The 25,523-nt window shown below is 71.7% G+C and carries 25 protein-coding genes and 1 pseudogene; 17 read left to right on the top strand and 9 right to left on the bottom strand.

Annotation, left to right across the window (positions count from 1 at the left end; genetic code table 11):
- Positions 1 to 41 precede the first annotated feature (41 nt).
- Positions 42 to 437: an SAM-dependent methyltransferase gene (locus OO60_RS31370; protein WP_003055115.1), complete on the bottom strand. Its 396-nt coding sequence runs from the start codon at positions 435 to 437 to the stop codon at positions 42 to 44.
- Between the two features lie 159 nt (positions 438 to 596).
- Complete coding sequence (locus tag OO60_RS31365; protein WP_003055114.1) at positions 597 to 1,163, bottom strand: TetR/AcrR family transcriptional regulator; 567 nt, start codon at positions 1,161 to 1,163, stop codon at positions 597 to 599.
- A gap of 191 nt (positions 1,164 to 1,354) precedes the next feature.
- On the opposite strand from OO60_RS31365, the gene OO60_RS31360 reads away from it, so the two are divergent.
- A complete protein-coding gene (locus tag OO60_RS31360; protein WP_240490560.1) occupies positions 1,355 to 2,833 on the top strand; it encodes an FAD-dependent monooxygenase in 1,479 nt (492 codons plus the stop codon).
- Between the two features lie 313 nt (positions 2,834 to 3,146).
- Here the strand turns inward: OO60_RS31360 and OO60_RS31355 are convergent, their stop codons facing one another.
- Both OO60_RS31355 and OO60_RS31350 read right to left on the bottom strand, forming a co-directional pair.
- Entirely contained in the window at positions 3,147 to 3,689 is a 543-nt protein-coding gene (locus OO60_RS31355; protein ID WP_033262688.1) for a type 1 glutamine amidotransferase domain-containing protein, read from the bottom strand.
- A 1-nt stretch (position 3,690) separates the two neighbouring features.
- Positions 3,691 to 4,845, bottom strand: a complete 1,155-nt coding sequence (locus OO60_RS31350; protein ID WP_003055106.1) for a glutathione-independent formaldehyde dehydrogenase — start codon at positions 4,843 to 4,845, stop codon at positions 3,691 to 3,693.
- A gap of 182 nt (positions 4,846 to 5,027) precedes the next feature.
- Here OO60_RS31350 and OO60_RS31345 point away from each other — a divergent pair, with 182 nt between their 5' ends.
- The 4 genes from OO60_RS31345 (at position 5,028) to OO60_RS31330 (ending at position 9,179) form a co-directional block, all read left to right on the top strand.
- Positions 5,028 to 5,978 carry an SRPBCC family protein gene (locus OO60_RS31345; protein WP_003055104.1) on the top strand — a complete coding sequence of 317 codons (951 nt, stop codon included), beginning with the start codon at positions 5,028 to 5,030 and terminating at the stop codon, positions 5,976 to 5,978.
- Positions 5,975 to 7,150 carry a zinc-dependent alcohol dehydrogenase gene (locus tag OO60_RS31340; RefSeq protein ID WP_003055102.1) on the top strand — a complete coding sequence of 392 codons (1,176 nt, stop codon included), beginning with the start codon at positions 5,975 to 5,977 and terminating at the stop codon, positions 7,148 to 7,150. The genes OO60_RS31345 and OO60_RS31340 overlap by 4 nt, the downstream gene beginning before the upstream one ends.
- Positions 7,151 to 7,242: 92 nt before the next feature.
- The gene (locus OO60_RS31335) at positions 7,243 to 7,530 is read left to right on the top strand and encodes a hypothetical protein (RefSeq protein WP_003055099.1); all 288 of its coding nucleotides are present in this window, start codon (positions 7,243 to 7,245) and stop codon (positions 7,528 to 7,530) included.
- A 35-nt stretch (positions 7,531 to 7,565) separates the two neighbouring features.
- A complete protein-coding gene (locus OO60_RS31330; protein ID WP_003055096.1) occupies positions 7,566 to 9,179 on the top strand; it encodes an alpha-amylase family protein in 1,614 nt (537 codons plus the stop codon).
- Here OO60_RS31330 and OO60_RS31325 read toward each other — a convergent pair.
- From OO60_RS31325 to OO60_RS31315, 4 genes and pseudogenes are all read right to left on the bottom strand, one after another.
- The gene (locus tag OO60_RS31325) at positions 9,169 to 10,794 is read right to left on the bottom strand and encodes a glycoside hydrolase family 13 protein (protein WP_003055093.1); all 1,626 of its coding nucleotides are present in this window, start codon (positions 10,792 to 10,794) and stop codon (positions 9,169 to 9,171) included. The two genes, OO60_RS31330 and OO60_RS31325, sit on opposite strands and share 11 nt — an antisense overlap.
- Before the next feature lie 28 nt (positions 10,795 to 10,822).
- Positions 10,823 to 11,542: a DUF2267 domain-containing protein gene (locus tag OO60_RS31320; protein ID WP_003055090.1), complete on the bottom strand. Its 720-nt coding sequence runs from the start codon at positions 11,540 to 11,542 to the stop codon at positions 10,823 to 10,825.
- 106 nt (positions 11,543 to 11,648) lie between these two features.
- A pseudogene (locus OO60_RS48460) lies at positions 11,649 to 12,116 on the bottom strand (MEDS domain-containing protein); the annotation flags it as partial.
- Positions 12,117 to 12,128: 12 nt separating this feature from the next.
- Positions 12,129 to 13,745, bottom strand: coding sequence for a PucR family transcriptional regulator (locus OO60_RS31315; RefSeq protein WP_240490559.1), 1,617 nt, complete (start codon positions 13,743 to 13,745; stop codon positions 12,129 to 12,131).
- Between the two features lie 367 nt (positions 13,746 to 14,112).
- Between OO60_RS31315 and OO60_RS31310 the strand changes: the two genes are divergently transcribed.
- From OO60_RS31310 to OO60_RS31255, 12 genes are read left to right on the top strand one after another with little or no spacing between them, the layout of a single operon-like run.
- Positions 14,113 to 14,622, top strand: coding sequence for a YflT domain-containing protein (locus OO60_RS31310; RefSeq protein ID WP_003055086.1), 510 nt, complete (start codon positions 14,113 to 14,115; stop codon positions 14,620 to 14,622).
- A complete protein-coding gene (gene dnaK, locus OO60_RS31305; protein WP_033262686.1) occupies positions 14,622 to 16,487 on the top strand; it encodes a molecular chaperone DnaK in 1,866 nt (621 codons plus the stop codon). The genes OO60_RS31310 and dnaK overlap by 1 nt, the downstream gene beginning before the upstream one ends.
- Before the next feature lie 45 nt (positions 16,488 to 16,532).
- On the top strand, positions 16,533 to 17,048 hold the full coding sequence (locus tag OO60_RS31300) for a nucleotide exchange factor GrpE (RefSeq protein WP_003055079.1): 516 nt from the start codon (positions 16,533 to 16,535) through the stop codon (positions 17,046 to 17,048).
- A 6-nt stretch (positions 17,049 to 17,054) separates the two neighbouring features.
- Positions 17,055 to 17,960 (top strand): DnaJ C-terminal domain-containing protein, encoded by a 906-nt coding sequence (locus tag OO60_RS31295; protein WP_003055076.1) that lies wholly within the window; start codon positions 17,055 to 17,057, stop codon positions 17,958 to 17,960.
- Positions 17,960 to 18,256, top strand: coding sequence for a chaperone modulator CbpM (locus OO60_RS31290; protein ID WP_003055074.1), 297 nt, complete (start codon positions 17,960 to 17,962; stop codon positions 18,254 to 18,256). Before OO60_RS31295 ends, OO60_RS31290 begins: the two co-directional genes overlap by 1 nt.
- Entirely contained in the window at positions 18,247 to 20,874 is a 2,628-nt protein-coding gene (clpB, locus tag OO60_RS31285) for an ATP-dependent chaperone ClpB (RefSeq protein WP_003055072.1), read from the top strand. The genes OO60_RS31290 and clpB overlap by 10 nt, the downstream gene beginning before the upstream one ends.
- Positions 20,871 to 21,317, top strand: coding sequence for a thioredoxin (gene trxA, locus OO60_RS31280; RefSeq protein WP_003055070.1), 447 nt, complete (start codon positions 20,871 to 20,873; stop codon positions 21,315 to 21,317). The genes clpB and trxA overlap by 4 nt, the downstream gene beginning before the upstream one ends.
- Entirely contained in the window at positions 21,314 to 21,577 is a 264-nt protein-coding gene (locus tag OO60_RS31275; RefSeq protein ID WP_003055068.1) for a UBP-type zinc finger domain-containing protein, read from the top strand. Before trxA ends, OO60_RS31275 begins: the two co-directional genes overlap by 4 nt.
- Positions 21,574 to 23,244, top strand: a complete 1,671-nt coding sequence (locus OO60_RS31270) for an FAD-dependent oxidoreductase (protein ID WP_003055066.1) — start codon at positions 21,574 to 21,576, stop codon at positions 23,242 to 23,244. The genes OO60_RS31275 and OO60_RS31270 overlap by 4 nt, the downstream gene beginning before the upstream one ends.
- Positions 23,241 to 23,777: an STAS domain-containing protein gene (locus OO60_RS31265; RefSeq protein WP_003055063.1), complete on the top strand. Its 537-nt coding sequence runs from the start codon at positions 23,241 to 23,243 to the stop codon at positions 23,775 to 23,777. Before OO60_RS31270 ends, OO60_RS31265 begins: the two co-directional genes overlap by 4 nt.
- Positions 23,774 to 24,670 carry a PrsW family intramembrane metalloprotease gene (locus OO60_RS31260; RefSeq protein ID WP_003055061.1) on the top strand — a complete coding sequence of 299 codons (897 nt, stop codon included), beginning with the start codon at positions 23,774 to 23,776 and terminating at the stop codon, positions 24,668 to 24,670. The genes OO60_RS31265 and OO60_RS31260 overlap by 4 nt, the downstream gene beginning before the upstream one ends.
- Positions 24,670 to 25,089, top strand: a complete 420-nt coding sequence (locus tag OO60_RS31255; RefSeq protein ID WP_003055059.1) for an STAS domain-containing protein — start codon at positions 24,670 to 24,672, stop codon at positions 25,087 to 25,089. The genes OO60_RS31260 and OO60_RS31255 overlap by 1 nt, the downstream gene beginning before the upstream one ends.
- 16 nt (positions 25,090 to 25,105) lie before the next feature.
- Here OO60_RS31255 and OO60_RS31250 read toward each other — a convergent pair whose 3' ends face one another.
- Entirely contained in the window at positions 25,106 to 25,414 is a 309-nt protein-coding gene (locus OO60_RS31250) for a hypothetical protein (protein ID WP_155848792.1), read from the bottom strand.
- Between the last annotated feature and the right edge of the window lie 109 nt (positions 25,415 to 25,523).

Raw genomic sequence — 25,523 nt, 5'->3', positions numbered from 1 at the left:
CCACAGCGCGTGCTCGGCCAGCCGCCGGGCCGGCTTGTCGGTTACCTCGACATCCACGAACCCGGCCCGCGGCAACTGCCGGCCCAGATCCATCTGCCGCAGTCGCGGCGACAACCGCTCGCCAGCCGCAACTCCCGGGCCCGGCGCCGGGCCTGCTCGATCGCGACCTCGGAAAAGTCGATCCCGACCACCCGGCAACCGCGGCGCCGCGCGATCTCCAGCCCGTACCCGCCGCGCCCGCACGCCAAATTGACCAGAACACGCTCACCCTGCAGGTCGAGCGCCGTCACAACCTCATCGAGCCCGGCTCCGCCCAGCAAGCTCGTCGACTGCAGATCCGACGGAAGCCTCAGGACCCGCCGCACGAGCTCGTCAGCGACCGGCGACCCGGTCCGCTCCGCGTACCAGCTGTCGAACTCCCCCGCAGTCCTCGCCACCCTTCGACCATCCCATATCCCTCTCTCCGCCGGAATGGGTGCACGAACGCGCAGCCAACGGCAGATCGGGTGCGATTCGGTGATGAAGCCGCAGGGCTCTACGAGGTTCCGGCCCTCGGGCGGGCGCCGAAAGCAGGCTGCGCTGACCGGAGCCGCCGGTTACAGCAGCCGGTCGACGAGTCTGTCGATGTATTCCGTGGTGAGCGGTCCCATGCCGAACAAGACGCGGATGTACATCGGGGCCAGGATGTGGTCCAGCACGTCGAATGCGTCGGGTGCGTGCTCGCCGCGGTCGTGGGCGCGGTCGAGCATGGACTGCAGTTGGCGCGTGCGTTCGGTGCGGAGGTTGTCAGCGGCCCGCACGCCCTGCCGGCCTTTGCTCGACAACGCGACGGCCAGGTGCAGCACCGCCGGGCCGTCGGGTCCGGTGATTTCGCGGGCCACCTGGGCCGCGTAAGTGCGCAGGTCGCCCTTCAGGGTCCCGGTGTCGGGCATCGGTGACACCGCGTTGAGGCGGGTGAGCAGCACGTCGGTGAGCAGGCTCTCCAGATTGCCCCACCGGCGGTAGATGCTGCTGTCGGCCACGCCCGCGCGGGCGGCCACCTCGCCGACGGTGAAGTTGCCGTAGCCGCGTTCGCTGATCAGGTCCGTGACGGCCCGGTGGACCGCCGCGCCGACTCGGGCGGCGCGGCCGCCGGGCCGCCGGACCGGCTGTCGCTCGTTCACACCCCCACCTTAACGCAGTCGGCACTTGCGTTTGTGTCACAGCCTCCCTATAGTCCACTAACGCAGTCAACGACTGCTTCAGTTCTCCAGGGGGAATTTTCGTGACTTCATCGCCAACGGCCGCAGGCAGTCGATCAAGCCGGGCCGCCGACTACTCCGTGGTGATCGCCGGCGGTGGCCCGGTGGGCCTGATGGTGGCGTGCGAGCTGGGGCTGGCCGGCGTCGACGTGCTGGTGATCGAGCGGCTCACGGGCATCGACCCGACCATGAAAGCCGGGTACGTGAACCTGGCGACGGCTCGAGCCTTCCACCGGCGTAGCCTGTTGCCACAACTGCAGGAACGGCACGACGCCGCCGTGGAGCGGATGCAGAAGTTCCTGGCGTCCAAGGGAATCGAGAACGCTGCGGGCGGCGGTCCGGTCGGAGCTCACTTCGCGGGCATCGTGGTCGACATCGGGCTGGTCGATTTCACGGGTCCGGCGTTCACGCATGCCGGCCCGGCGTCCGGCGTGATCCTGGTGTCGCAGCAGGAAATCGAGGCGCTGCTGAACGAGCGTGCGGCCGAGCTCGGCGTCACGGTGCTGCGTGGCGCCGAAGTCGCCGGATTCACCGCCGAGGAGGACGGTGTCACCGTCGAACTGGGCGACGGGCGCACCGTTCGGGGCGACTGGCTGGTGGGCGCCGACGGTGGGCGCAGTGCCGTGCGGAAGCTCGCCGGGTTCGAATTCCCCGGCGTGGACCCGGCAGTCACGGCACGCCAGTTCGTTGCCGACATGATCGGGCACGAAAACCTGCCGGTGGGGTGGAATCGCACCGATGGTGGCGTTTATCTGCATGGCCCGTACCCGGGACGGTTGGTCACCGTGGAGTTCGGCGGTCCGCCGGAAGATCGTGAAGCACCCATCACGCCGGCGGAGCTGGAGGCGACAGTGCAGCGGGTGGCAGGCGTCGACGTGACGGTCACCGCGATCCACTCGGCCACCCGATTCACCGACCACACACGACAGGCGACCACGTACCGGCTGGGCCGGGTGCTGCTCGCCGGCGATGCGGCACACGTGCATTCGCCCCTGGGCGGGCAAGGGCAGAACCTCGGCATCGGTGACGCGGTGAACCTGGGCTGGAAGCTCGCCGCCGTGGTGCGGGGTTCGGCGCCGGAGGATCTGCTCGACACCTACACCGCCGAGCGGCATCCGGTCGGCAAGTGGGTGCTGGAGTGGACGCGCGCGCAAGTCGCCGCGATGCGAACCGACGCGCACAGCTCGGCGCTGCGCAGCGTGCTCAGCGACCTCGTCTCCACGCCCGACGGCGCGACCTATGTGCTGACCAAGCTTTCCGGCATGCTGCACCGGTACGAGCCCGGAGAGCACGACCTCGTCGGAGCGCCCGCCCCGGACGTCGAGCTGGCCGACGGCACGCACGTCGGCGACCATTGCGCTGACGGGCGTGCGCTGCTGGTGGATCTGGCCGACAACCCGGCCGTGCGGGATGCAGTCGATGGCTGGGCAGGGCAGGTACGGATCGTGTCGAGCAAACCCGCGCAGCAGGTGACGTGGTCCGCGCTGCTCATGCGGCCCGACGGGTACGTCGCTTGGGCCGCCGACGAGAACCCGGACATATCCGCCCTGTCGGTCGCCCTGCGCCGGTGGTTCGGTGAGCCGGCTCACTGATCTGCCGTGAGCCGCTACCGGTCATTCTCCCAGCGCGCCGCGGACCAGGCCCGCTCGAACTCCGCGCGATCGATCTCCTGATCCGGCAGGTGCGGATCGAAGAGGTCGACCAGCGGTGGGGCCGGGCAAAGTGCGCTGCCGGTCGCGCGTGGCGCGCAGCTCCCGCAGCCCGTCGGGCATCTCAACCGCATCGATGTCCACGCGGAAACCACCGCCTTGCGGTTTGCTTGAGACCGCCGTCACAGGCGTTCTGGTGGCAGCCGGGAAACTTCGGCTGCCACCAGAACGACCCGGACGGCCCGAGACATCCGATCTACGAAGCGAACTCCTTCACGATGCGCTCGCAAAACGCCGGCAGGTCGTCAGGCGATCGGCTGGTCGTGATGTTGCCGTCGGTGACGACCGGCTCGTCGACCACCTCGGCTCCCGCGTTGCGCAGGTCCGTGCGCACGCTCGGCCACGACGTCAGCCTGCGGCCCCGGGCCACGTCGGCCTCGACGAAGTTCCACGGGCCGTGGCAGATCGAGGCCACCGGCTTGCCCGACCGGACGAAGTCGCGGACGAACTGGACTGCCGCCGGTTCCATCCGCAGCTTGTCCGGGTTCACCGTTCCGCCCGGTAGGAGCAGCGCTTCGTAGTCGTCGACCGACACGTCGGTGACCAGCCGGTCCACCGGGAACGTGCCGGCGTCTTCGAGGTCGTGGTTGCGCGCCTGGATTTCGCCGCTCGCGATGGAGACCACGACGGTGCTCGCGCCGGCGTCGTCCAGCGCCTGGCGTGGCTGCTCCAGCTCGACCCGCTCCACCCCGTCGGCCGCGAGGATCGCGATCCGGCGGCCGTTCAGCTCTCCGGTCACGTCACGCACCCGCCATCGCCGGGTGCAGGACGACCTTCGTCCAGCCGTCGTCACGGTTGTCGAAGTGCTCGTAGGCCTCCGGTGCGCGGTCGATGGGCAGCTCGTGGCTGACGATGAACGACGGTTCGGCCTTGCCCGCGGCGATCAGGTCGCGCAGCTGCCGGTTGTACCTCTTGACCGGCGCCTGACCGCTGCCGATGTGCTGGCCCTTGAACCAGAACATGCCGTAGTCGAAGGCGAGTTTGCCCTGCTTGGCCAGCTCGTCCTCGGCCCCGGGGTCCTGGGGCACGAAGACACCGACGTTGCCGATCTTCCCGGTGAACCGGACCGAGGCGACCAGCCGGTTCATCGTCAGGTTGGCCTGCTCCCGGCCGTCGGGCTCGTGCGCCTGGTAGCCGACGCACTCGCAGCCGTTGTCCGCGCCCAGTCCCATCGTCTCGTCCAGCACGGCCTGCACCGGGTCGGTCTTCGAGTCGTCGATGGCGATCGCGCCGATCGATTCCGCCAGGCGCAGGCGGTCGGCGTGCCGGTCGACGACCATCACCTTGCTCGCGCCGCGGATGGTCGCCGAGAGCGCGGCCATCAGGCCGACCGGGCCCGCGCCGTAGATGACCGTCTGGTCGCCGGGCCGCACGCCGGCCATCTCGGTGGCGTGGTAGCCGGTCGGGAAGATGTCGGCGAGCATCACGTAGTCGGTCTGGCGCTGCTCGGCGTCCTCGCCCAGCCGCAGGCAGTTGAAGTCACCCCAGGGCACGCGCAACAGCTCGGCCTGTCCCCCGGCGTACGGGCCCATGTCGGCGAAGCCGTAGGCGGCACCGGCCAGCTTCGGCTCGGGCTGGGCGGTCAGGCAGTAGTTCGTCAGCTGGCGCTCGCAGTTCTTGCAGTGCCCGCAGGCGATGTTGAACGGCATGACGACCCAGTCGCCTTCCCGGACCTTGTCGACCCCGGTGCCGACCTCGACCACCTGGCCCAGGTTCTCGTGCCCGAACCAGCGGCCGGTCTCGAAGTCGGTCCGGCCCTCGTACATGTGCAGGTCCGAACCGCAGATGTTCGCCGAGGTGATCCGCACCAGGACGTCGGTCGGCCGCTCGATCCGCGCGTCCGGCACGTCCTTCACCCTGACCTGCCGCGGCCCTTCGTACACCACTGCCTTCATGTCTGCCTCCTCGTCGTGGCTGTCCCCCCGGGCCCGAATTTCCTGACGCGGTCCCGATAAACCACGACCGCGCGATCGGTGGGTTAGCCGGATCGCCGAGGGGTAGCCGCTCCCGGAAACGGAGGCCGATCATGACGCAATCGGTAAGCCCGGAAACAGAACGAACACGACAACGACAACAGGTGCAGCGGCAAGGCCGGCGACTGGGCTGGCTGAGCTTGGGCCTGGGCGTGGCACAGCTGGCCGCCCCGCACACCGTGCGCCGGATCAGCGGCGTCGACGACTCGGCGACCTCGCGCGCGGTGGTGCCGGCCGTCGGCGTGCGGGAGCTGGTCCACGCGGCCGGGCTGCTGGCCGGACGGCGGAAGGGCGCCTGGGCGTGGACCCGGGTCGCGGGCGACGCGATGGACCTGACCGCGCTCGGCCTGGCCCTCGCCCACCGCGGCGGGCAGCGCCGGTGGCGGCTCGCCGGGGTCACCGGCGCCGTCGCCGGGATCACGGCGCTGGACCTGCTGACCGCCGTGCGGGCCACCCGCGCGGACCACCCCGGCTCCGCGCGGGCGGAGCGGGGCACACGCAAAGGAGATTCCGTGGAACTGACCGCAGCGACCACCATCCGCAAATCCGCGCCGGACGTCTTCGCGTTCTGGCGCGACCTGGAGAACCTTCCGTCGTTCATGGCGCACCTCGAACAGGTCCGCGCCACCGGCGACCGGACCAGCCACTGGGCCGCCGGCGCCCCGTTCGGCAAGGCCGTCGAATGGGACGCCGAGATCACCGAGGAGACACCGGGCGAGCGGATCGCGTGGCAGTCGACCGGGAAAGCCGACGTGCCGAACGCCGGCACCGTCCGGTTCGCGCCCGCCCCCGACGGGGAGAGCACCGAGGTGCACGTCGTCCTGACCTACCAGATCCCCGGCGGCGCGCTCGGCAAGGCCGTCGCCAAGTACTTCGGCGAGGAGCCGCACCAGCAGCTCGACGACGACCTGCGCCGGCTCAAGCAGGTCCTGGAGACCGGCGAGGTCGTCCGGTCCGACGGCGCCCCGTGGGGCAAGCGGGCGCGCAAGGAGTTCCCGCAGCGCCCGGCCCAGCCGCTGTCGGACGCCGAGCTCGAGAAGGGAGCGGACGCATGAGGGCCAACACCTGGTCGGGCCGCAACAAGGTCGAGGTCCGCGACGTCCCGGACCCCAGGATCCTCAACCGCCGCGACGCGATCGTGCGGATCACCTCCACCGCGATCTGCGGCTCGGACCTGCACCTGGTCGACGGGTACATCCCCACCATGCAGGACGGCGACGTCATGGGCCACGAGTTCATGGGCGAGGTGGTCGAGGTCGGCGCGGGTGTCGATCCGGGACGGCTGCGCGTCGGGGACCGGGTCGTCGTGCCGTTCCCGATCGCCTGCGGCGCGTGCGGCGCCTGCGCCGCGGAACTGTACTCCTGCTGCGAGAACTCCAACCCCAACGCCGGGATCGCGGAGAAGATGTTCGGCCACCCGGTCGCCGGGATCTTCGGCTACTCGCACCTGACCGGCGGCTTCGCGGGCGGCCAGGCCGAGTACGCGCGGGTGCCGTTCGCCGACGTCGGCCCGATCAAGATCGAGTCGGACCTGACCGACGAACAGGTGCTGTTCCTCTCCGACATCCTGCCCACCGGCTACATGGGCGCCGAGATGTGCGACATCCGCTCGAGCGACGTGGTCGCGGTCTGGGGCGCCGGCCCGGTCGGCCAGTTCGCCATGGACAGCGCCCGGCTGCTGGGCGCGGCGAAGGTCATCGCCATCGACAAGGAGCCGTACCGGCTGGAGCTGGCGGAACGGGCGGGCCACCTTCCGGTGAACTTCGAGGAGGTCGACGTCCGGTCCCGGCTGCTGGAGCTGACCGGTGGCCGCGGGCCCGACAAGTGCATCGACGCGGTCGGGCTGGAAGCCACCCACGGCAGCGCGCACGTCGCCGCCTACGACCGGGTCAAGCAGGCGGTGCGGTCGGAGACCGAACGCCCGCACGCGCTGCGCCAGGCGATCCTCTCCTGCCGCAGCGGCGGCGTGGTCTCGGTGATCGGCGTCTACGGCGGCCTGCTGGACAAGTTCCCGGCCGGTGCGTGGATGAACCGGTCGCTGACGCTGCGGACCGGACAGTGCCACGTGCAGCGCTACATGGAGCCGTTGCTGCGGCGCATCGAGAACGGGGAGCTGGATCCGACCCGGATCATCACCCACACGCTGCCGCTGGAGGAGGCCGACCGCGGCTTCGAGCTGTTCAAGAACAAGCAGGACAACTGCGAGAAGGTCGTCCTCAAGCCCTGACGGGCTCTCGTGCCCGGCCACCGGCGAGCCCGGTGGCCGGGCACGCCGGTGGCCGGGCGTTTGCCTGCCGGATCACCGGGTATCGCCGTGACATGACCGAAAAGGACGCTACGACGACCGGCGACGACCTGCGGGCGGAAGAATTCGACCGAGCCGCCGTGGGGACGGTGCTGGCGGCCGGTGACTGGGCCGGGTGGGACGAGCTGCTCGAGTGGCTGCGCGCCGAAGGCCCGGGCATCCCGGAGCTGTCCCCCGGTGCGCTGCGCGGCATCCGGCAGGACGCGGAACGGGCCTGTGCCACGGGATTCCCCTTCCCCCACGACCCGGACCACCTCTACGCCATCCTTCGCGGACAGCACCTCGCGCGGGCGCACGACTGAGTTTGTCCCGGGGTCCGGCGGGTAGCCGCCGCACCGTGAACCGGTGGTACCGCAACGGGGTGATCTATTCCCTCGACATCGAGACCTTTCAGGACTCGGACGACGACGGGGTCGGTGACCTGCGCGGCCTCACCGACCGGCTGGACTACCTCGGCCGGCTCGGCGTGGACACGATCTGGCTCAACCCGTGCCACCCCTCGCCGCGCCGCGACGGCGGCTACGACATCACCGACTACTACGGCATCGACCCGCGCTTCGGCACGCTCGGTGACTTCGCCGAGCTCGTGAGCCAGGCCGACGAGGCCGGCCTCCGGATCGTGCTCGACCTGGTCGTCAACCACACCAGCGACGAGCACCCGTGGTTCCGGTCGGCCCTGTCCGGCCGGGCGGCGCCGCACCACGACTGGTACGTGTGGGCCGACCGCGAACCGGCCGACCGGTGGGACGGTTGCGTGTTCCCCGGGTCCGAAGAGGAGACCTGGACCTACGCCGAGGCCGTCGGCCGCTGGTACCGGCACCGGTTCTACCGCTTCCAGCCCGAGCTCGACGTCGAACACCCGGCGGTGCGGGCCGAGCTGGCCAAGATCGTCACCTTCTGGCTGCGGCTCGGCGTCGCGGGGTTCCGGATCGACGCGGCCCCGTTCCTCATCGAGTCGCGCGGGCGGCGGGACTTCGGCCTGCTGCGGCAGCTGCGGGAAACCGTTTCCTGGCAACGCGGGGACGCCGTGCTGCTCGCCGAGGCGAACGTGCCCGAGGACGAGCTGCTGGAGTACTTCGGCACGGCCGACGACGAGGCCAGCCGCGCGACGATGCTCTTCGACTTCCGGCTCAACCAGGCGTTGATGCTCGGACTGGCCCGCGGCGACGCCGGGCCCGTCCGGGAGCGGCTGCGGCGCTCGCCGCGGCTGCCGGGCCACGCCCAGTGGGCCACCTTCCTGCGCAACCACGACGAGGTCGACCTCGGCGGCCTGTCCTCGGAAGAACGCGGCGACGTGCTCGGCCGGTTCGGGCCCGAGCCGCACATGCAGCTCTACGACCGGGGCATCCGGCGCCGGCTGGCCTGCATGCTGGAGGGCGACCGGCGGCGCCTGGAGCTGGCCTACAGCCTGCTGCTGACCATGCCGGGCAGCCCCGTGCTGCGGTACGGCGACGAGATCGGCATGGGCGAGGACCTGGCGCTGCCCGAGCGCACCGCGATCCGCACGCCGATGCAGTGGTCCGACGGGCCCAACGGCGGGTTCTCCCGCGCTCCGGCCGAGCGGCTGGTCGCCCCGCTCGTCGAGGGCGGGCCGTTCGGCTACGAACGGGTCAACGTCCTCGGCCAGCGCCGTGACGCCAACAGCCTGCTGACCTGGTTCGAGCGGGTGCTGCACACCCGCAAGGAGTGCCCGGAGATCGCCGTCGGCCGGCACGAACCCGTCGACGGCGGGCCGTCGGAGGTCCTGGTGCACCGGGCCGAAACGGCGAAGGGCCGCATGGTGTTCGTGCACAACCTGGGTTCCGCCGGCACCTGCGTCCGCATCCCGGCCGAGCCGGACGACCGCGCGCTGGCGGTGTTCGAGGACGGCGCCTACGACGACCGGATCGATCCCGCGGAGGTGGCCATCGCCGGTCACGGCTACCGCTGGATCCGGCTCGTCACCGCCTGACCAGCCACGCCGCGGCGTCCACCGGTACCCGGCCCCCCTCCGGCGGCACGCTGGCCAGCAGCACCCGCGCGCCGTCCGGCAGCTCGACGGGCTCGGCGGACAGGTTGACCACGCACTCGAACCCGGGCTCCCGTGCGAAGGAAAGGACCCCCTCCGGCGCGGGCAGCCACGTCATCGTCCCGTCCCCCAGCGCGGGGTGCTCCCGCCGCGCCGCGAGGGCGGTGCGGTACAGGCAGAGCATCGACTGCGGGTCGTCGCGCTGCGCCTGCGCGGTCAGCTCCCGCCACCGCGACGGCTGCGGCAGCCAGGTCGGCCCGCCGTCGTCGGTGAAGCCGAACGGCGGGGCCGTTCCCGACCAGGGCAGCGGCACCCGGCAGCCGTCCCGGCCCCGCTGGGTGTGGCCGGAGCGTTTCCACGTCGGATCGGTGAGCACGTCCTCCGGCAGGTCCTCGACCTCGTCCAGCCCCAGTTCCTCGCCCTGGTAGAGGTACGCGCCGCCGGGCAGGGCCAGCATCAGCAGCAGCGCCGCCCGGGCCCGCCGCCTGCCCAGCGCGAGATCGGCGGGCCCTGGCGGGCAGGGGTGGTCCTCGACCCGGGTGTTCGCGCGGCCGAACCGCGTCACGTGCCGGACGACGTCGTGGTTGGACAGCACCCAGGTCGCGGGCGCCCCCACCGCGTGCAGGGCGTGCACCGTGCAGTCGATCACCGAACGCAGCGCCCCGGCGTCCCACGAACAGCGCAGGAAGTCGAAGTTGAACACGGTGTGCAGCTCGTCCGGGCGGACGTAGCACGCCAGCCGGTCCGGCTTCGCGACCCAGGCTTCGCCGACGAACACGCGGTCCGGGCCGAACTCGCTCGCCACCTTGCGCCACGCCCGGTAGATGTCGTGCACGCCTTCGACGTCCCAGTGCGGGTGCCGGCCGCGGTCCGGCGGCCGCATCAGGTCTTCGTGGTCGGCGCCCAGGTCGGGGAACGCCGAATCCTTGACCAGGCCGTGGGCGACGTCGATGCGGACGCCGTCGACCCCGCGGGAGAACCAGAACCGCAGCAGGTCTTCGAACTCGGCGCGGACGTCCGGGTGGTCCCAGTTCAGGTCCGGTTGCTCGGGCGCGAACAGGTGCAGGTACCACTCGCCGTCCGGCACCCGCTGCCACGCGGGACCGCCGAAGACGCTGCGCCAGTCGGTGGGCGGCCGCTCGCCGCCGTCGCCGCGCCCCGGCCGGAAGTGGTACCGCGCCCGTTCGGGCGAACCGGGCCCGGCGGCCAGCGCGGCCCGGAACCACCGGTGGCGGTCGGAGGTGTGGTTCGGCACGACGTCGATCAGCAGCCGCAGCCCGGCCCGGTGCACCTCGGCGATCAGCTCGAGCGCGTCCGCGTCGGTCCCGAACAGCGGGTCGACGGCCCGGTGGTCCTCGATGTCGTAGCCGCCGTCGACCATCGGCGAGCGGTACCACGGCGTCGTCCACACGGCGTCCACGCCCAGGTCGGCGAGGTGGCCGAGCCGCGCGCGCAGACCCGCGAGATCGCCGGTGCCGTCCCCGTTCGCGTCGGCGAAGCTGCGGGGGTAGACCTCGTAAACGACGGCGTCACGCCACCAGTTCTCGGAGTCGTCCATGGCACCCGGGTATCCGCTCCGGCCGCCCTCAACCGGGCCGTCCCCCGGACCCGACGGCGGCGACGGCTTCGTCGATCCGCTCGGCCAGCCACAGATCCGGTTCGGTGACGACGCCTTCCCGGCCGGTGCTCAGCCGGAACGTCACCCCGCCGTCGGCCCGCTCGACGTGGGCGTGGTCGTTCATCGCCCGCGCCTCCCGCTGGACGCGCTCGACCAGCGGCGTGATCCGCTCGGCGGGCAGCTGCACGGTGCGCTCGATCCCGTGCCGGTCCCCGGACCATCCGGTCAGGTGACGCAGGCCGCGAGCCACCTCTTCGTCCGTCAGCCGGGTCGGGACCTCCGGCCGGTGGCTCGCCGCGTCGCGGGGCGATTCGCCCGCAGGCTTCAGCGTCTCGACGACGGCGCGCGGGAGCCGTCCGCGAAGCTCCTCGGCGAGTCCGGGATCGGTCCGGGTGAGCGCGGTCAGGACCGCCTGGGTGAGGTAGCGGCCCCGCTCGGGGGTGGTCCGCAGCTGCCGGGCCACCGCGGCTTCGACGTCGGTGCCCGACTCCAGGTTCGCCGGCCCGGGATCGCGCGCCGGCCCGGCCTCGGGACTCGGCAGCCGGTCGGCCAGCCATGCGCGGCCGGTGCCGGGCAGGCACCGGGCGAGGGCGGCGACGACCGCGGCGAGCACGGCCCTCGCGGCAGCCGGGTCGTCCAGCTCGGCGACGTCTTCGACGGCGGTCAGCCACTTCTCGTGCTGTACCAAGGCAAGCTCCTTTCCCCGCAGGTCCTTTCGGGGTCGCGTACCCGCCGGCGGGCGCATCACACGTCCGTGCGCACGGACGTGCGGTAGCCGACAGGGCCAGGTCGTAGAGGCACAGGACGACCTGCGGGAAGTCCTTCCCCCACGCGGTCACCGCGACCTCCTCGGCGAGCAGCTCGCCGATCAGCGCGGGGCTCAGCCGCGGAGCGGCCCAGCTCATGTCGCCGACGATTCGCCCGAACGGATGGTCACCGGAGCCGAGCTTGCGCCGCGACCAGCCGTCCAGCGTCGCGAAGAGGGCGTCGGGCGCGAACTCGCCGTCCCGGAGGTGGCCGTTTTCCGGCTCGGTGAGCACGAGGTCGCCGAAGGCGGCCAGCTGTTCGCGGAAGGTCTCCCGCTTCCCCTCCGCGGCCAGGTAGAACACGGCGTCGCCGGCCAGCAGGCCCTCCGTGAGGAACGGGAGCAGGAGGCGGTCCCGGTCGGCTTTCCCCCGGTGGAAGACGCAGAGGTGGTCGCCCGGCGCCAGCGCGGCTCCGCCGAGGGTCACCGTGCGATCGGTCCGGTCCTGCTGGTCCATCGTCACCTCCGGTCACGACGATCCGCGCAGCACCTGCCACACCCGGGTGGCGAGGTGCAGGTTCAGCCTGCTGTCCACGTCGTTGAGGTCGAGCTCGGTGATCTCCCGGATCCGGCCGAGCCGGTAGCGCAGCGTGCTCCGGTGGATCATCAGCGCGGCGGCGGTGTCACCGTAGCTGCCGCCGCAGTCGAGGTACTGCGCGAGCGTCGCGACCAGCTCGGCGTTGCGCTGGGTGTCGTAGTCGAGCAGTTTCCCGAGCCACTCGCGGACGAACTCGACGACGTCGCCGTGGTTCTGCCCGGTGTCCAGGATGCGGTAGATCCCCAGCTGGTCGAACGTGGTGACCCCGTTCGGGGTGTGCGAGCTGCGCCGGATCTGGACCGCCCGCACCGCTTCCGCGTAGGACTTGGGCAGCCGCCCCGGGGTCTCGCACCGGCTGCCGATGCCGATCGCCCCCTCGTTGCCGAGGCTCTCCGACAGCGAGGCGTACAGCGCCCCGCCGTCCAGCGGCCCCGCGACCAGCAGCACGACCGCGCCCGAGTGGCGCGACACGAGCGAGGCGAGCCCGAGCGTCGTCACGGCGCGTCCGGTGGCCTCGGCGACCACGTCCTCGGCCAGCTCGCCGGACCACCGCAGCACGACCACGTGGTGCGGGCGGCGAAGATCGTGCCCGATCGCGTCGGCTCGCGCGTAAGCGCTTCCGTCACCGGTTCCGGCGATGAGGTCGTCCACGAGGTCACGGCGCAGGCGCAGCTCGACCTCGGCCAGGCTGCGCTGGTGCGAGAGCTCGAGCGCCAGCACGGTCGAGCCGTATTCGAGCGCGAACACCTGGTCCGGGCCGGCCGTCCGCCCGGGGTCGATCAGGGCGAGCACGCCGAGCACCTCGTGCCGCGGCCGCACCAGGGAGATGAGCCGGTCCTTCACGCGGACCGGCTCGGACAGGGTCGCGGCGTGCCGGAGCAGCTCCTCGCGCCGGTGCACACCGACCTTCGGGTACGGGTCCGGCCGGCCGCCCCACGCGCGCAGGTTGCCGAATCGATCCTCGATCGCTACGGGCAGCGCGGTCAGCTCGTGCAGCGCGTGCGCGATACCCGGCTCGCCGGCCCCGGAAGCCGAGATGGTGGACAGCACGTCGTGCACCTGAGTCTGCTGCTTGAGCCGCTCCACGGACGTGGACAGCTGTTCGTTGAGCTCCCGCAGCGAAACCGACTGCCGCCGCTCGCGCTTGAGCAGTGCGGAGCTGGCCAGTGCCGCGGCGGCCTGCTGGCAGAGCGAGCCGACCAGGAAGATCTCGTCCCGCGAGGGTGGCTGCTCGGCCCGGACCACGAGGGTGCCCGTCAGGCCGCCCAGCCCGCGCAGTGCGTAGCACCAGCGCCAGTGGCCGTCGGCCAGCTCGATCCGCCCGCTCTGCCCGTCGAGCTTGCCGATTTCGGTGTCGAGATCGGGGTGCGCCTCCCCGAAACCTTCCTGCGGGACAATCGTTCCGTCGTCGTCGACGAGGTACGCCGCATCGGTTGTGCAACCACTCAACGACGAAACCGAGGTCGTGGCGAGCCGCATTATGTCCGCCGCTTCGCGGCCGTCGAACATCATCATCGAAATCGCGGAAAGGCCGTAGAGGTTTGACATCTGGGCACGCCACCAGCTGTCCGTTTTGGCTTCCCGGCGGAGTGGAACCGTGTCGTCCTCCGGCGTCATTCCAGCCTCCCCGCCACCGACCTGCTGTTTCGCACCCTACGCCGCCGGGACCTGTTCTGCCGGGACGACAAAGCTCCCGGAAATTCGACCTGCCGGGCGCACGCGGATGGTGCGCACCTTTGCCACGGTGGAACGAAGTCGGTTCGAATCGGACACTCCCGGTAGGACGATCCGGCGGCACCGTGACACCGGCGACGACTTTGCCGCGTTCAGATCACTTCCGTGATCGCCGAGAACCCGAATGTTCGTCCGGCGCTCGAGCTCGGGCCGAAGAACACGCGAACACTGGAGACGAGCCATGACCGCACAGCCGGGCGCGAAAGCGCCTTCTCCACGCCACGCCCCCGACCGGGTCCCGATCGCTTCCTACGACGACTACCGCGACGCGGAGCGCGCCGTGGACCACCTCTCCGACCAAGGGTTCCCGGTGCAGCGGACGGCCATCATCGGGCGCGACGTGCAGCTGGTCGAGCAGGTCATCGGCCGGCTCGGCCTCGGCGGCGCCGCCCTGCGCGGCGCCGGCTCCGGAGCGCTGAGCGGGCTCCTGATCGGCTGGCTGTTCGGCCTGTTCAACTGGTTCACCCCGGTCCTCGCCACGCTGACGCTCGCCCTCTACGGGCTGGTCTTCGGCGCGGTCGTCGGGGCGCTCTTCGGTCTGGCCGCGCACGCGCTGCAGGGCGGCCGCCGGGACTTCGCGTCGGTGCGTGCGATGGCGCCGACCCGCTACGAGGTCGTCGCCGACGCCGAAGTCGCCGACGACGCCCGGGCGCTGCTGGCGCAGCTGCCCCCGGCGCCGGGGGGTGCGTGATGGCCAGGGCGGTCGGCATCGACCTCGGCACCACGAACTCGGTGATCGCCGTCTGGGAAGCGGGTGAGCCGCGGGTCATCCCCAACTCGGAAGGCGCACGGACGACGCCGTCGGTGGTCGGGTTCACCGAAAGCGGTGAACGGCTGGTCGGGCAGCTCGCCCGCCGCCAGGCGATCCTCAACCCCGAGGGCACCATCTACTCGGCCAAGCGGTTCATCGGCCGCAAGTTCGACGAGGTGTCCGACGAGGCCAAGGCGGTCGGGTTCGCCGTCGTCGAAGGCGAGGGCGGCGTCGTGCGCTTCGACATCCGGGGCAAGCTCCACTCGCCGGAGGAGATCAGCGCGCAGGTGCTGCGCAAGCTGGCCGACGACGCGGGCAAGAGCCTCGGTGAGCGGGTGACCGAGGCCGTGATCACCGTGCCCGCGTACTTCAACGACGCGCAGCGGCAGGCGACCAAGGACGCCGGGAAGATCGCCGGGCTGACCGTCCTGCGGATCATCAACGAGCCGACCGCGGCCGCGCTGGCCTACGGGCTGGACTCCCAGCAGCACGAGACCGTGCTGGTCTTCGACCTCGGCGGCGGCACGTTCGACGTGAGCCTGCTCGACGTCGGCGACGGCGTGGTCGAGGTGCGGGCCACCGCGGGCGACAGCCACCTCGGCGGCGACGACTTCGACCGCCGGCTCGTGGACTTCCTCGCCGACCGGTTCGCCGCGGACAACGGCATCGACCTGCGGCAGGACGCGCAGGCGCTGCAGCGGCTGTTCGAGGCGGCGGAGAAGGCCAAGGTCGAGCTGTCCTCGGTCGCCCAGACGAGTGTCAACCTGCCGTTCATCACCGCCGACGCGAGCGGGCCGAAACACCTGACCGCCACCGTCCGGCGCTCCGAGTTCGAGCAGATCACCGCCGACCTGGTCGAGCGCTGCCTCGGCCCGGTGCGGCAGGCGATGGCCGACGCCAAGGTGAGCGCGAACGACATCGACGAGGTCATCCTGGTCGGCGGCTCGACCCGGATCCCCGCCGTGCAGAGCCTGGTCCGCCGGCTCACGAACGGCAAGGACCCGAACATGAGCGTCAACCCGGACGAGGTCGTCGCGCTCGGCGCGGCCGTGCAGGCCGGGGTGCTCAAGGGCGAGGTCAAGGACGTCCTGCTGCTCGACGTCACCCCGCTGTCCCTGGGCGTGGAGACCCGCGGCGGCGTGATGACGAAGATCATCGAACGGAACACGACGATCCCGGCGCGGCGCACGGAGGTGTTCTCCACCGCGGAGGACGACCAGCCCGCGGTCGACGTCGTGGTGCTGCAGGGCGAGCGCGAGCGCGCGGCCGACAACCGGGTGCTCGGGCGGTTCCGGCTCGAGGACATCCGGCCGGCGCCCCGCGGCGAGCCGCAGATCGAGGTGACGTTCGACGTCGACGCGAACGGCATCGTCAACGTCACCGCGCGCGACAAGGACACCGGCGCCGAGCAGGGCATCACGATCACCGAGAGCTCGAACCTCGACAAGTCCGAGATCGAGCGGATGGTCGGCGAAGCCGAGCGCAACCGCGCCGACGACGAGCGCCTGCGCGAGGAGGTCGAGGCGCGCAACCTGCTGGACACCGTCGCCTACCAGGCCGAGCGGGCGATCACCGAGCAGACGCCGGCGCACGAGAAGGCGCGCGCGGAGATGCTGATCACCGACGCGCGCGAAGCCGTCCAGTCGAACGCGCCGCTGGACCGGGTGCGCGAGCTGACGTCGGAACTGCAGCAGGTGCTGGCCGGGCTCACCGCGGCCCGGCCGAGCGGAAACGGCGGTCCGCCGCCGCGGCCGGAGCCGGCCGAGGACGACGACGTGATCGACGCCGACTTCGATCGGGCGTGAGGAACCATGGCCACCACTGGAAAATCCACGGAGCCTGGGACCTCCGTGGAAGCCGCCGGGACGGGCGCCGAGTCCGGCCCCCAGGACGCGCCCGTCCCGGCGGCGGGGCCGGACAAGATCACCGAGCTCGAGGCGAAGGCGGCCGAATGCGAGGACCGCTGGCGCCGGGCGATGGCCGACGCCGACAACGTGCGCAAGCGGCACGCGGCCGAGCTGCGCGCCGAGCGCGAGGCCGAACGGGCCCGGGTCGCCGCGGCCTTCCTCCCCGTCGTCGACAACCTGGAACTGGCGCTCGCGCACGCCGAAGCCGACCCCACCGCCGTCGTGCAGGGGGTGCTGGCGATCCGCGACCAGGCCGTGCAGCTGCTGGCCGGCCTCGGGTACGAACGGGACGCCGAGAGCGGCGTCCCGTTCGACCCGGCCCGGCACGAGGTGGTCGCGGTCGTCGACGAGCCGGCCACCGAGCCGAACACGGTGGCCCGGGTGGTCCGGCCGGGCTACGGGACCGGTGGCGGGCAGCTGCGGCCGGCCGCGGTCGCCGTGGCCAAACCGCGGGGGTGAGCACACGTGGCACGGGACTTCTACGCCACGCTCGGGGTCGGCCGGGACGCCGGCGCCGAGGAGATCCAGCGGGCCTACCGCAGGCTCGCCCGCGAGAACCACCCCGACGTCAACAAGGATCCGCAGGCCGAAGAGCGGTTCAAGGAGGTCGGCGAGGCCTACGAGGTCCTGTCCGACCCGGAGCAGCGGCGCCGGTACGACCGGTTCGGCGAAGACTTCCGGCAGGTGCCCGACGACTGGGAACAGCGCGTCGGCGCCGGTGCCGGACCGCGTGGCGGCCGGGTCCGCTACACCACCTCCGGCGGTGGGTTCGACGGATTCGAGGGCGTCGACATCGAAGACCTCCTCGGCGGCTTCTTCGGCGGCCGGGGGCGCGGCGGCCCGGTCCCGGGCGCGGACCAGGAGGCCGCGCTGGAGCTGGCCGTCGAGGATGCCTACCGCGGCGGGCAGCGGCACCTGAACCTCGGCGGCGACCGCGAATACGACGTGAAGATCCCGCCGGGCGTGCTCGACGGGCAGCGCATCCGGCTGGCCGGGCAGGGCGGGCGCGGCTCCGGCAACGCCGCCCCCGGTGACCTCTACCTCGTCGTCCGCATCCGGCCGGACCGCCGGTACCGCCTGGACGGACGCGACATCCACGTCGAGCTCCCGGTGACGCCGCCGGAGGCCGCGCTCGGCGCCACGGTCCCGATCACCACCCCCGGCGGCGAGGTGAAGGCGCGCGTCGCGGCCGGGTCGTCCAGCGGGCGGCGGCTGCGGCTGCGCGGCGAGGGCATGCCGAACCCGAAGGGCAAGCCGGGCGATCTCTACGCCGAGGTCCGGATCAAGGTGCCGAAGCGCCCCACCAAGCGGGAACGCGAGCTGTACGAAGAGCTCGCCGCGGTGTCCGACTTCGATCCCAGGAGGACCTGATGGCGCGGTACGTGCTCGTCCGCCCGGCCCGGCTCGACCTCGAGACCGTGGCCGCGCGCACCGGGCTGCACCCCGACCTGCTCCGCCGGTTCGCGGCGCTCGGCCTGGTGGAGTCGGCCCCGGACGCGAACGGGCGGCCGTGCTTCCCACCGTCCACTGTGGCCAGACTGGCCCGGATCCAGCGGTTGCGCACGACCCTGTCCCTCAACTACGCCGCGCTCGGGCTGGTGCTCGACCTGCTCGACCGCATCGACGTCCTCGAAGCCCGAGTCAGGAGCCACCGGCGATGGACATGAGCAAGCTGACCCAGAAGTCGCAGGAAGCCCTGCAGGAGGCCCAGAGCGTCGCCGGGCGCCTCGGCCACACCGAAACCGACGGCGAGCACCTGCTGCTCGCGCTGCTCGACCAGCCCGAAGGCCTGGTACCGCGGTTGCTGGCGCAGACCGGCGCCGACGTCGACGCGCTGCGCGCCGCGGTCGAGGTGGAGCTCGGCCGCCGGCCGAAGGTGACCGGGCCCGGCGCCCAGCCGGGCCAGGTCTACGTCACCCGGCGGCTGGCCGGGCTGCTCGACGCCGCCGAGCGGGAAGCCCGGCGGCTCAAGGACGAGTACGTCTCCGTCGAGCACCTGGTCCTGGCGCTGGCCGAGGAGGGGACGGCGTCGGCGGCCGGGCGGATCCTGCGCGACCACGGCGTGACCCGTGATTCCTTCCTGACCGCGCTGACGAAGGTCCGCGGCAACCAGCGCGTCACGTCGGCGACGCCCGAAGGCGCGTACGAGGCACTGGAGAAGTACGGCCGCGACCTCGTCGCCGACGGGCGCACCGGCAAGCTCGACCCGGTGATCGGGCGGGACACCGAGATCCGCCGCGTGGTCCAGATCCTCTCGCGCAAAACGAAGAACAACCCGGTGCTCGTCGGTGATCCCGGGGTCGGCAAGACCGCGATCGTGGAAGGGCTGGCGCAGCGGATCGTGCGCGGCGACGTGCCGGAGGGCCTGCGGGACCGGACGATCTTTTCGCTCGACATGAGCGCGCTGGTGGCCGGGGCCAAGTACCGCGGTGAGTTCGAGGAACGGCTCAAGGCCGTGCTCGGCGAGGTCAAAGCGGCCGAGGGCCGGATCATCCTGTTCGTCGACGAGCTGCACACGATCGTCGGCGCGGGCGCCACCGAAGGTGCGATGGACGCCGGCAACATGCTCAAGCCGATGCTGGCCCGCGGCGAGCTGCACATGATCGGCGCGACCACCCTGGACGAGTACCGCAAGCACATCGAGAAGGACGCCGCGCTGGAACGGCGGTTCCAGCCGGTCGTGGTGGACGAGCCCGCCGTCGAGGACACCATCTCCATCCTGCGTGGCCTGCGCGAACGGCTCGAAGTGTTCCACGGCGTCAAGATCCAGGACGGGGCGCTCGTCGCCGCGGCCGTGCTGTCGCACCGCTACATCAGCGACCGGTTCCTGCCGGACAAGGCGATCGACCTCGTCGACGAGGCGTGCGCGCGGCTGCGCACGGAAATCGACTCGATGCCCGCCGAACTCGACGAGCTCACCCGGCGGCTGACGCGGCTGGAGATCGAAGAAGCCGCGCTGGCCAAGGAAACCGACACCGCGAGCAAGGCGCGGCTGGAGGAGCTGCGCCGGGAACTGGCGGACCTGCGGGCCGAAACCGACGCCAAGAAGGCGCAGTGGGACGCCGAACGCCAGGCGATCCGGCGCGTGCAGGAGCTGCGGTCCGAATTGGAGCGAGTGCGTCACGAAGCCGAAGAGGCGGAACGGAACTACGACCTCAACCGGGCCGCCGAGCTGCGCTACGGCGAGATCCGCGAGCTGGAGCGCCAGCTCGAGGGCGAGGAGGAACGGCTGGCGAGCAAGCAGGGCGAGAAGCGCCTGCTGCGCGAAGTCGTCACCGAGGACGAGATCGCCGAGATCGTCGCGCAGTGGACCGGCATCCCGGTGTCCCGGCTGCAGGAGGGTGAGCGCGAAAAGCTGCTGCGGCTCGACGAGATCCTGCACGAGCGGGTGGTCGGGCAGGACGAGGCCGTCGGGCTGGTCGCCGACGCGATCATCCGCGCCCGGTCCGGGATCCGCGACCCGCGCAAGCCGATCGGGTCGTTCCTCTTCCTCGGCCCGACCGGGGTCGGGAAGACGGAGCTGGCGAAAACCCTGGCGGCGGCGCTGTTCGACAGCGAGGACAACATGGTCCGGCTCGACATGAGCGAATACCAGGAGCGGCACACGGTCTCCCGGCTGCTCGGCGCGCCACCGGGGTACGTCGGCTACGACGAGGGCGGGCAGCTCACCGAAGCAGTGCGGCGCAAGCCGTATTCGGTGGTGCTGTTCGACGAGATCGAGAAGGCGCACCCGGACGTGTTCAACACGCTGCTGCAGGTGCTCGACGACGGCCGGATCACCGACGCGCAGGGCAGGCTGGTGGACTTCCGCAACACCGTGATCATCATGACCTCCAACATCGGCTCGCAGCACCTGCTCGACGGCGTCACGTCGTCCGGCGAAATCAAGGCGGAGGCCCGGGAGGCGGTGCTGGCGGAGCTGCGCCACCACTTCCGGCCCGAGTTCCTCAACCGCCTCGACGACATCGTGCTGTTCACCCCGCTGGGGCGGCCGGAGATCGAGCGGATCGTGGAGCTGCAGTTCGACCAGCTGCGCCGCCGGCTGGCCGAGCAGGGCGTCACGATCGAGCTGACCGAAAACGCGCGGCGGTTCATCGCCGAGCGTGGGTTCGACCCGGTGTACGGCGCCCGGCCGCTGCGCCGCTACATCTCCCACGAGGTCGAGACGCGGATCGGGCGCGCGCTGCTGCGCGGCGAGCTGGCCGAGGGGCTGGCGATCGTGGTCGACGCGGTCGACGGTGACCTGACCGTCGAGTTCCGCGCCCCCGCGGAGGAGGCGGCATGAAGACCGTCACCGTCACCTGCGAGCACTGCGGGAAGACCAACCGGATTCCGGCCGTCGCAGACGGTTCGCCCCGGTGCGGCCACTGCCACCGGCCGCTGCCGTGGGTGGTCGACGCGGGCGACGACGACTTCGCGCCGATCGCCGAACAGGCGGGTCTCCCGGTGCTCGTCGACCTCTGGGCGACCTGGTGCGGCCCCTGCCGGTCGGTGAGCCCGGCGCTGGACCGGCTCGCCCGCGCACGGGCCGGGAAGGTGAAGCTCGTCAAGGTCGACGTCGACCGCGCGCCGGGCGTGGCGCGCCGGTTCGACGTCATGGCCGTGCCGACCCTGCTGGTGCTCCGCGGCGGCGAGGTCGTCCGGCGGCAGGCCGGGGCGGCGCCGGAAAACGTGCTGCGCGACTGGCTCGACCAAGCGCTGAACTCGCCGGAGGAGGCGAAGAAATGACCACTGTCATCGACCCGCACTTGGCTCTCGTCCGGGATGTGGTGCCCCGGACGCCCCAGGGCTGCCAGGAGTGTCTCTCCACCGGAACCTCATGGGTGCACCTGCGGCTGTGCCTGACCTGCGGGCACGTCGGCTGTTGCGACACGTCACCGATGAAGCACGCGAGCATGCACGCCCACGCCATCGGCCACCCCATCGTGCGCTCGTTCGAGCCCGGGGAGAACTGGCGCTGGTGCTACGTGCACGAGGCGTTCGTATGACGGTCTCGGCACCGGACCTCGTCGAGACCCCGGATCCGCAGGGCGCGTTCCCCCGGCTGACCCGCGAGCAGCTCGAAAAGCTCTCCGCCGCGGGCGAGCGCCGTCCGGTTCGGCCGGGGGAAGTGCTCTACGCGCAAGGGGAACGGACGACGGCCTGGTACGTCGTCCTGCGTGGCAAGGTCGCCATCCAGCACCGCGAAGGCGACGACACCAGAACCGTGCGGGTGCACGGGCCGGGGCGGTTCCTCGGCGAGCTGGGCCTGCTCGAAGGGCAGCCGTCGTTCTTCACCGCCGTCGCGGTGGAACCCGGCGAAGTCCTCGTCGTCCCCATCGGCGAGCTGAAGCGGCTGGTCCTCGGCGACCCGGTGCTCGGCGACCTGATCCTGCACGCCTACTTCGTCCGCCGCACGCTGATCATCGGCTCCGGTGACGGACTGCGGATCGTCGGCTCGTGCTACTCGCCGGACACCCGGCGGCTGCTGGAGTTCGTGGCCCGCAACCGCCTGCCGTACCGGCTGGACGACCTCGACAAGGACCGCGGAGCCGAGGCGCTGCTGCGCCGGCTCGGCGTCACCGTCGAGGAAACGCCGGTGGTGGTGCTGCCCGGCGCCGGCGTGCTGCGCAACCCCGGCAACGCCGAACTGGCGTGCGCGATGGGGCTGCGGCACGAGGAACCCCCGGCGGGCGTGCGCGACGTGCTCGTGGTCGGCGCCGGGCCCGGCGGGCTCGCGGCCGTCGTCTACGCGGCCTCCGAAGGACTGGCGACGTCGGCGTTCGACGCCGTCGCCGCGGGCGGGCAGGCGGGCACGACGTCGAGGATCGAGAACTACCTCGGTTTCCCGTCCGGGATTTCGGGGGCGGAACTGGCCGAGCGGTCGGCGATCCAGGCGGCCAAGTTCGGGGTCCGGGTCGCCGTTCCGGCCGAGGCGCGCACGCTCGTCCCGCGGGGCGGGCTGTACGCGGTGGGCTTCGACGACGGCACCGAGATCGTCACGCGGACGGTGATCATCGCGACCGGCGCGCGGTACCGGCGGCTGCCCCTCCCCCGGCTCGAACACCTGGAGGGCACGTGCCTCTACTACGCCGCGACCCCGCAGGAGGCCAGGCAGTGCCGGGCCGACCCGGTCGCGGTGGTCGGCGGCGGCAACTCCGCGGGGCAGGCGGCGGTGTTCCTGGCGCAGACCTCACCGGTGGTGCACCTGCTGGTGCGCGGCGGCGATCTCGGCGCGGACATGTCGCGCTACCTGGTCGACCAGGTCGACCGCCACCCGCGGATCCGGGTCCACCTGCACACCGAAGTCCGCGATGTCGTCGAGGACGGCAAGACGATGTCGGGCGTCGAGACCGAGGACAACCGCACCGGCGAGCGGCACCGGCTCGCCGCCCGCGCGTTGTTCGTCTTCATCGGCGCGGCGCCGCACACACGCTGGCTGTCCGGCCACATCGCCCTCGACGAGGACGGATTCGTGCTCACGGGCGCGGACGCGGGCGGCTCGTTCACGCCGTTGCCGCTCGAGACGAGCAGCCCGGGCGTGTTCGCCGTCGGCGACGTCCGGCACGGCTCGGTGAAGCGCGTGGCCTCGGCGGCCGGCGAAGGTGCCATGGCCGTGCGGCTGGTGCACGAACGCCTCGCACAAGAACTCGCACCACCGGGAGGACTCCCATGATCACCAGGCTTTCCCGACCCCTCCTCGCGCTCGCGGAACTGGACCGGCTGATCAGCCGCGCGGCGCCTCCGGGCGACCTCACCATCAGCTCCACCCTGCACCCCGGGCGCTACGCCGTCGTCACGATCGCCGGACGGGCGGACGCGGCGGCGGCGCGGACCCTGGCGGGGTACCTGGCCGGGCTGGTGTACGCCGGCGCCCGCGACTTCGTCGTCGACCTGTCCCGGGTCGAGCAGCCCGGCGACGACTTCCTCCGCCTGCTGCGCACCTTCGGCGACCGGCTGGCCGCGGGCGGCGGCGGGCTGGAGCTGACCGGCCTGACGCCACCGGTGCTGCACGAGCTGGACGACGAGCCGCTCGCCGAGGCGTTCGCGCTGTACCGCGTCGAATCCGAAGACGGGCGGCGGTGGGCGGCACTGCGCTGCCCGCAGGGCTTCGACGGCGTCGCCGAACCCGGCTCCCCCGCACGGTTCCGCGCGTTCGTCGACACCGCGGCCACCGGGCGCGGCGAGCGGTTCGGGAGGCGCCGATGACCACGGTGAGCCGCCGTCCCCGCCGGCGGGCGTGGCCGCGGATCTTCACGGTCGGCCTGCTGCTGTGGGTGCTGTCGGTCGTCGTCACGTACGCGACCGGCAACCCCAACCTGCTGCCGACCCTCGTGCTGCTCGGGAGCTTCCTGGTGCCGGTGACGTTCGTGGCGTGGGCGTTCGAGCGCCGCGACTCGGGGGAGATCACCGCCGAGCTGGTGTTCCGGACCTTCCTCGTCGGCGGGGTGCTCGGCGTCCTCGGTGCCTCGGTGCTGGAGACCTACCTGCTGTACCCGTCGACGTGGCTGTACGTGGGGGTCGGGCTCATCGAGGAGGCCGTCAAGCTGGTCGCGCTCGCGCTGCTGACGCGCGGGCTGGCCGTGAAGTCCCTGCGGGACGGGATCATCCTCGGTGCGACGGTCGGATTCGGGTTCTCCGCCTTCGAATCCGCGGGCTACGCGCTCACGTCGTTGTTCACCGCGCAGGGCCTGTCGCTGACCGGCCTGGTCACGACCGAGCTGCTGCGCGGGCTGCTCGCACCGGTCGGGCACGGGTTGTGGACCGCGATCCTGGGCGGGCTGCTGTTCGCGCCGAGCACGCGCGAACACTTCGTGCTGAGCCTTCGCCTGGCGACGGCGTTCCTCGGCGTCGCGCTGCTGCACGCGCTGTGGGACTCGATGTCGGCCATTGCGCTGGTGATCACCCTGGTGCTCACCGGGCAGGTGGCGCGGTTCGACCCGCGCGGCCTCGCCGTCCCGCCCGGGGACGCGGCGACGGTGTACACCGTGACGACCTGGGCGGGCCAGGGCGTGATCGCGCTGATCGGCGTGCTGTGGCTGCTGGTCCTGCTCAGGCGGGCGCGGCAGGAACGAAGTTCCCGACGAGAAGGAGCATGGTAATGCGGAATTGCTTCCACGACGCAGTGGTGAGCCGGTCCGGCGGGGACTACGGCCGAGCGGACCTCACCGTGTCCATCACCCGCGACGACGGCGTGGTGCTGGCGACCGTGTCCGGCGAGATCGACCTCGCCACGGCACGCACCTTCGCCCGGCACCTCGAATCGACCCTCACCGGCCCGCCGGCCGCGGTCATCGCCGATCTCGGCCAGGTCGCCTTCCTCTCCTCGTCCGGGCTCGCGGCACTCCAGATCTTCGCGCAGGCGGCGACCTCCGCGGGCGTCGCGTTCTGCCTGGTCAGCGCGCAGCGCACGATGCTCCGGCACCTGCAGCTGACCGCCCTCGACCGCGACCTGACCATCAAGCCCACCGTCGCCGACGCCCGCACCTGGCTCTCGAACGAGCCGACGCCGGACCCTTAGTGTCCGCGGAAGTTCCTCAGCCGCAGGGCACCGTGAGTTGCCGGTCGAGGGCGGTGTAGGTGGTGACCGCGGTTCCGTTGCACTGGTACTGCACGAAACCTTTGCCGCTGGCCACCACCTGTGGTGAGCCGTCGACCACCCGCGAAATCGACACCGGCAGCGGGATGATGGGCCCGAGCGGGAAGTAGGAAATCTCGTTCACCGCGTTCAACGTGGTCGCGGTGGCCGAGAAGTTCTGGATCACCCCGGCAGCGTGGGCGGGGACGGTGGTGGCGCCGGTCAGCAAGGCGACTCCCGACGCGATCACAGCGAATCGACGAGGCATGACTACCGTTCTAAGAGCCTGTTTTTGATGCCGTCTGTGGGTATGGGTCGGGCCTCTGCTAGTGATCTAGACACCACATCATGATCACAACCAGCAGAGGCCCGGTCTT

The organism is Amycolatopsis vancoresmycina, assembly GCF_000716785.1.
Lineage (GTDB): Bacteria > Actinomycetota > Actinomycetes > Mycobacteriales > Pseudonocardiaceae > Amycolatopsis > Amycolatopsis vancoresmycina.
Note: the sequence above shows the minus strand (reverse complement) of the source record. Positions and strands in the feature narration are given on the sequence as shown.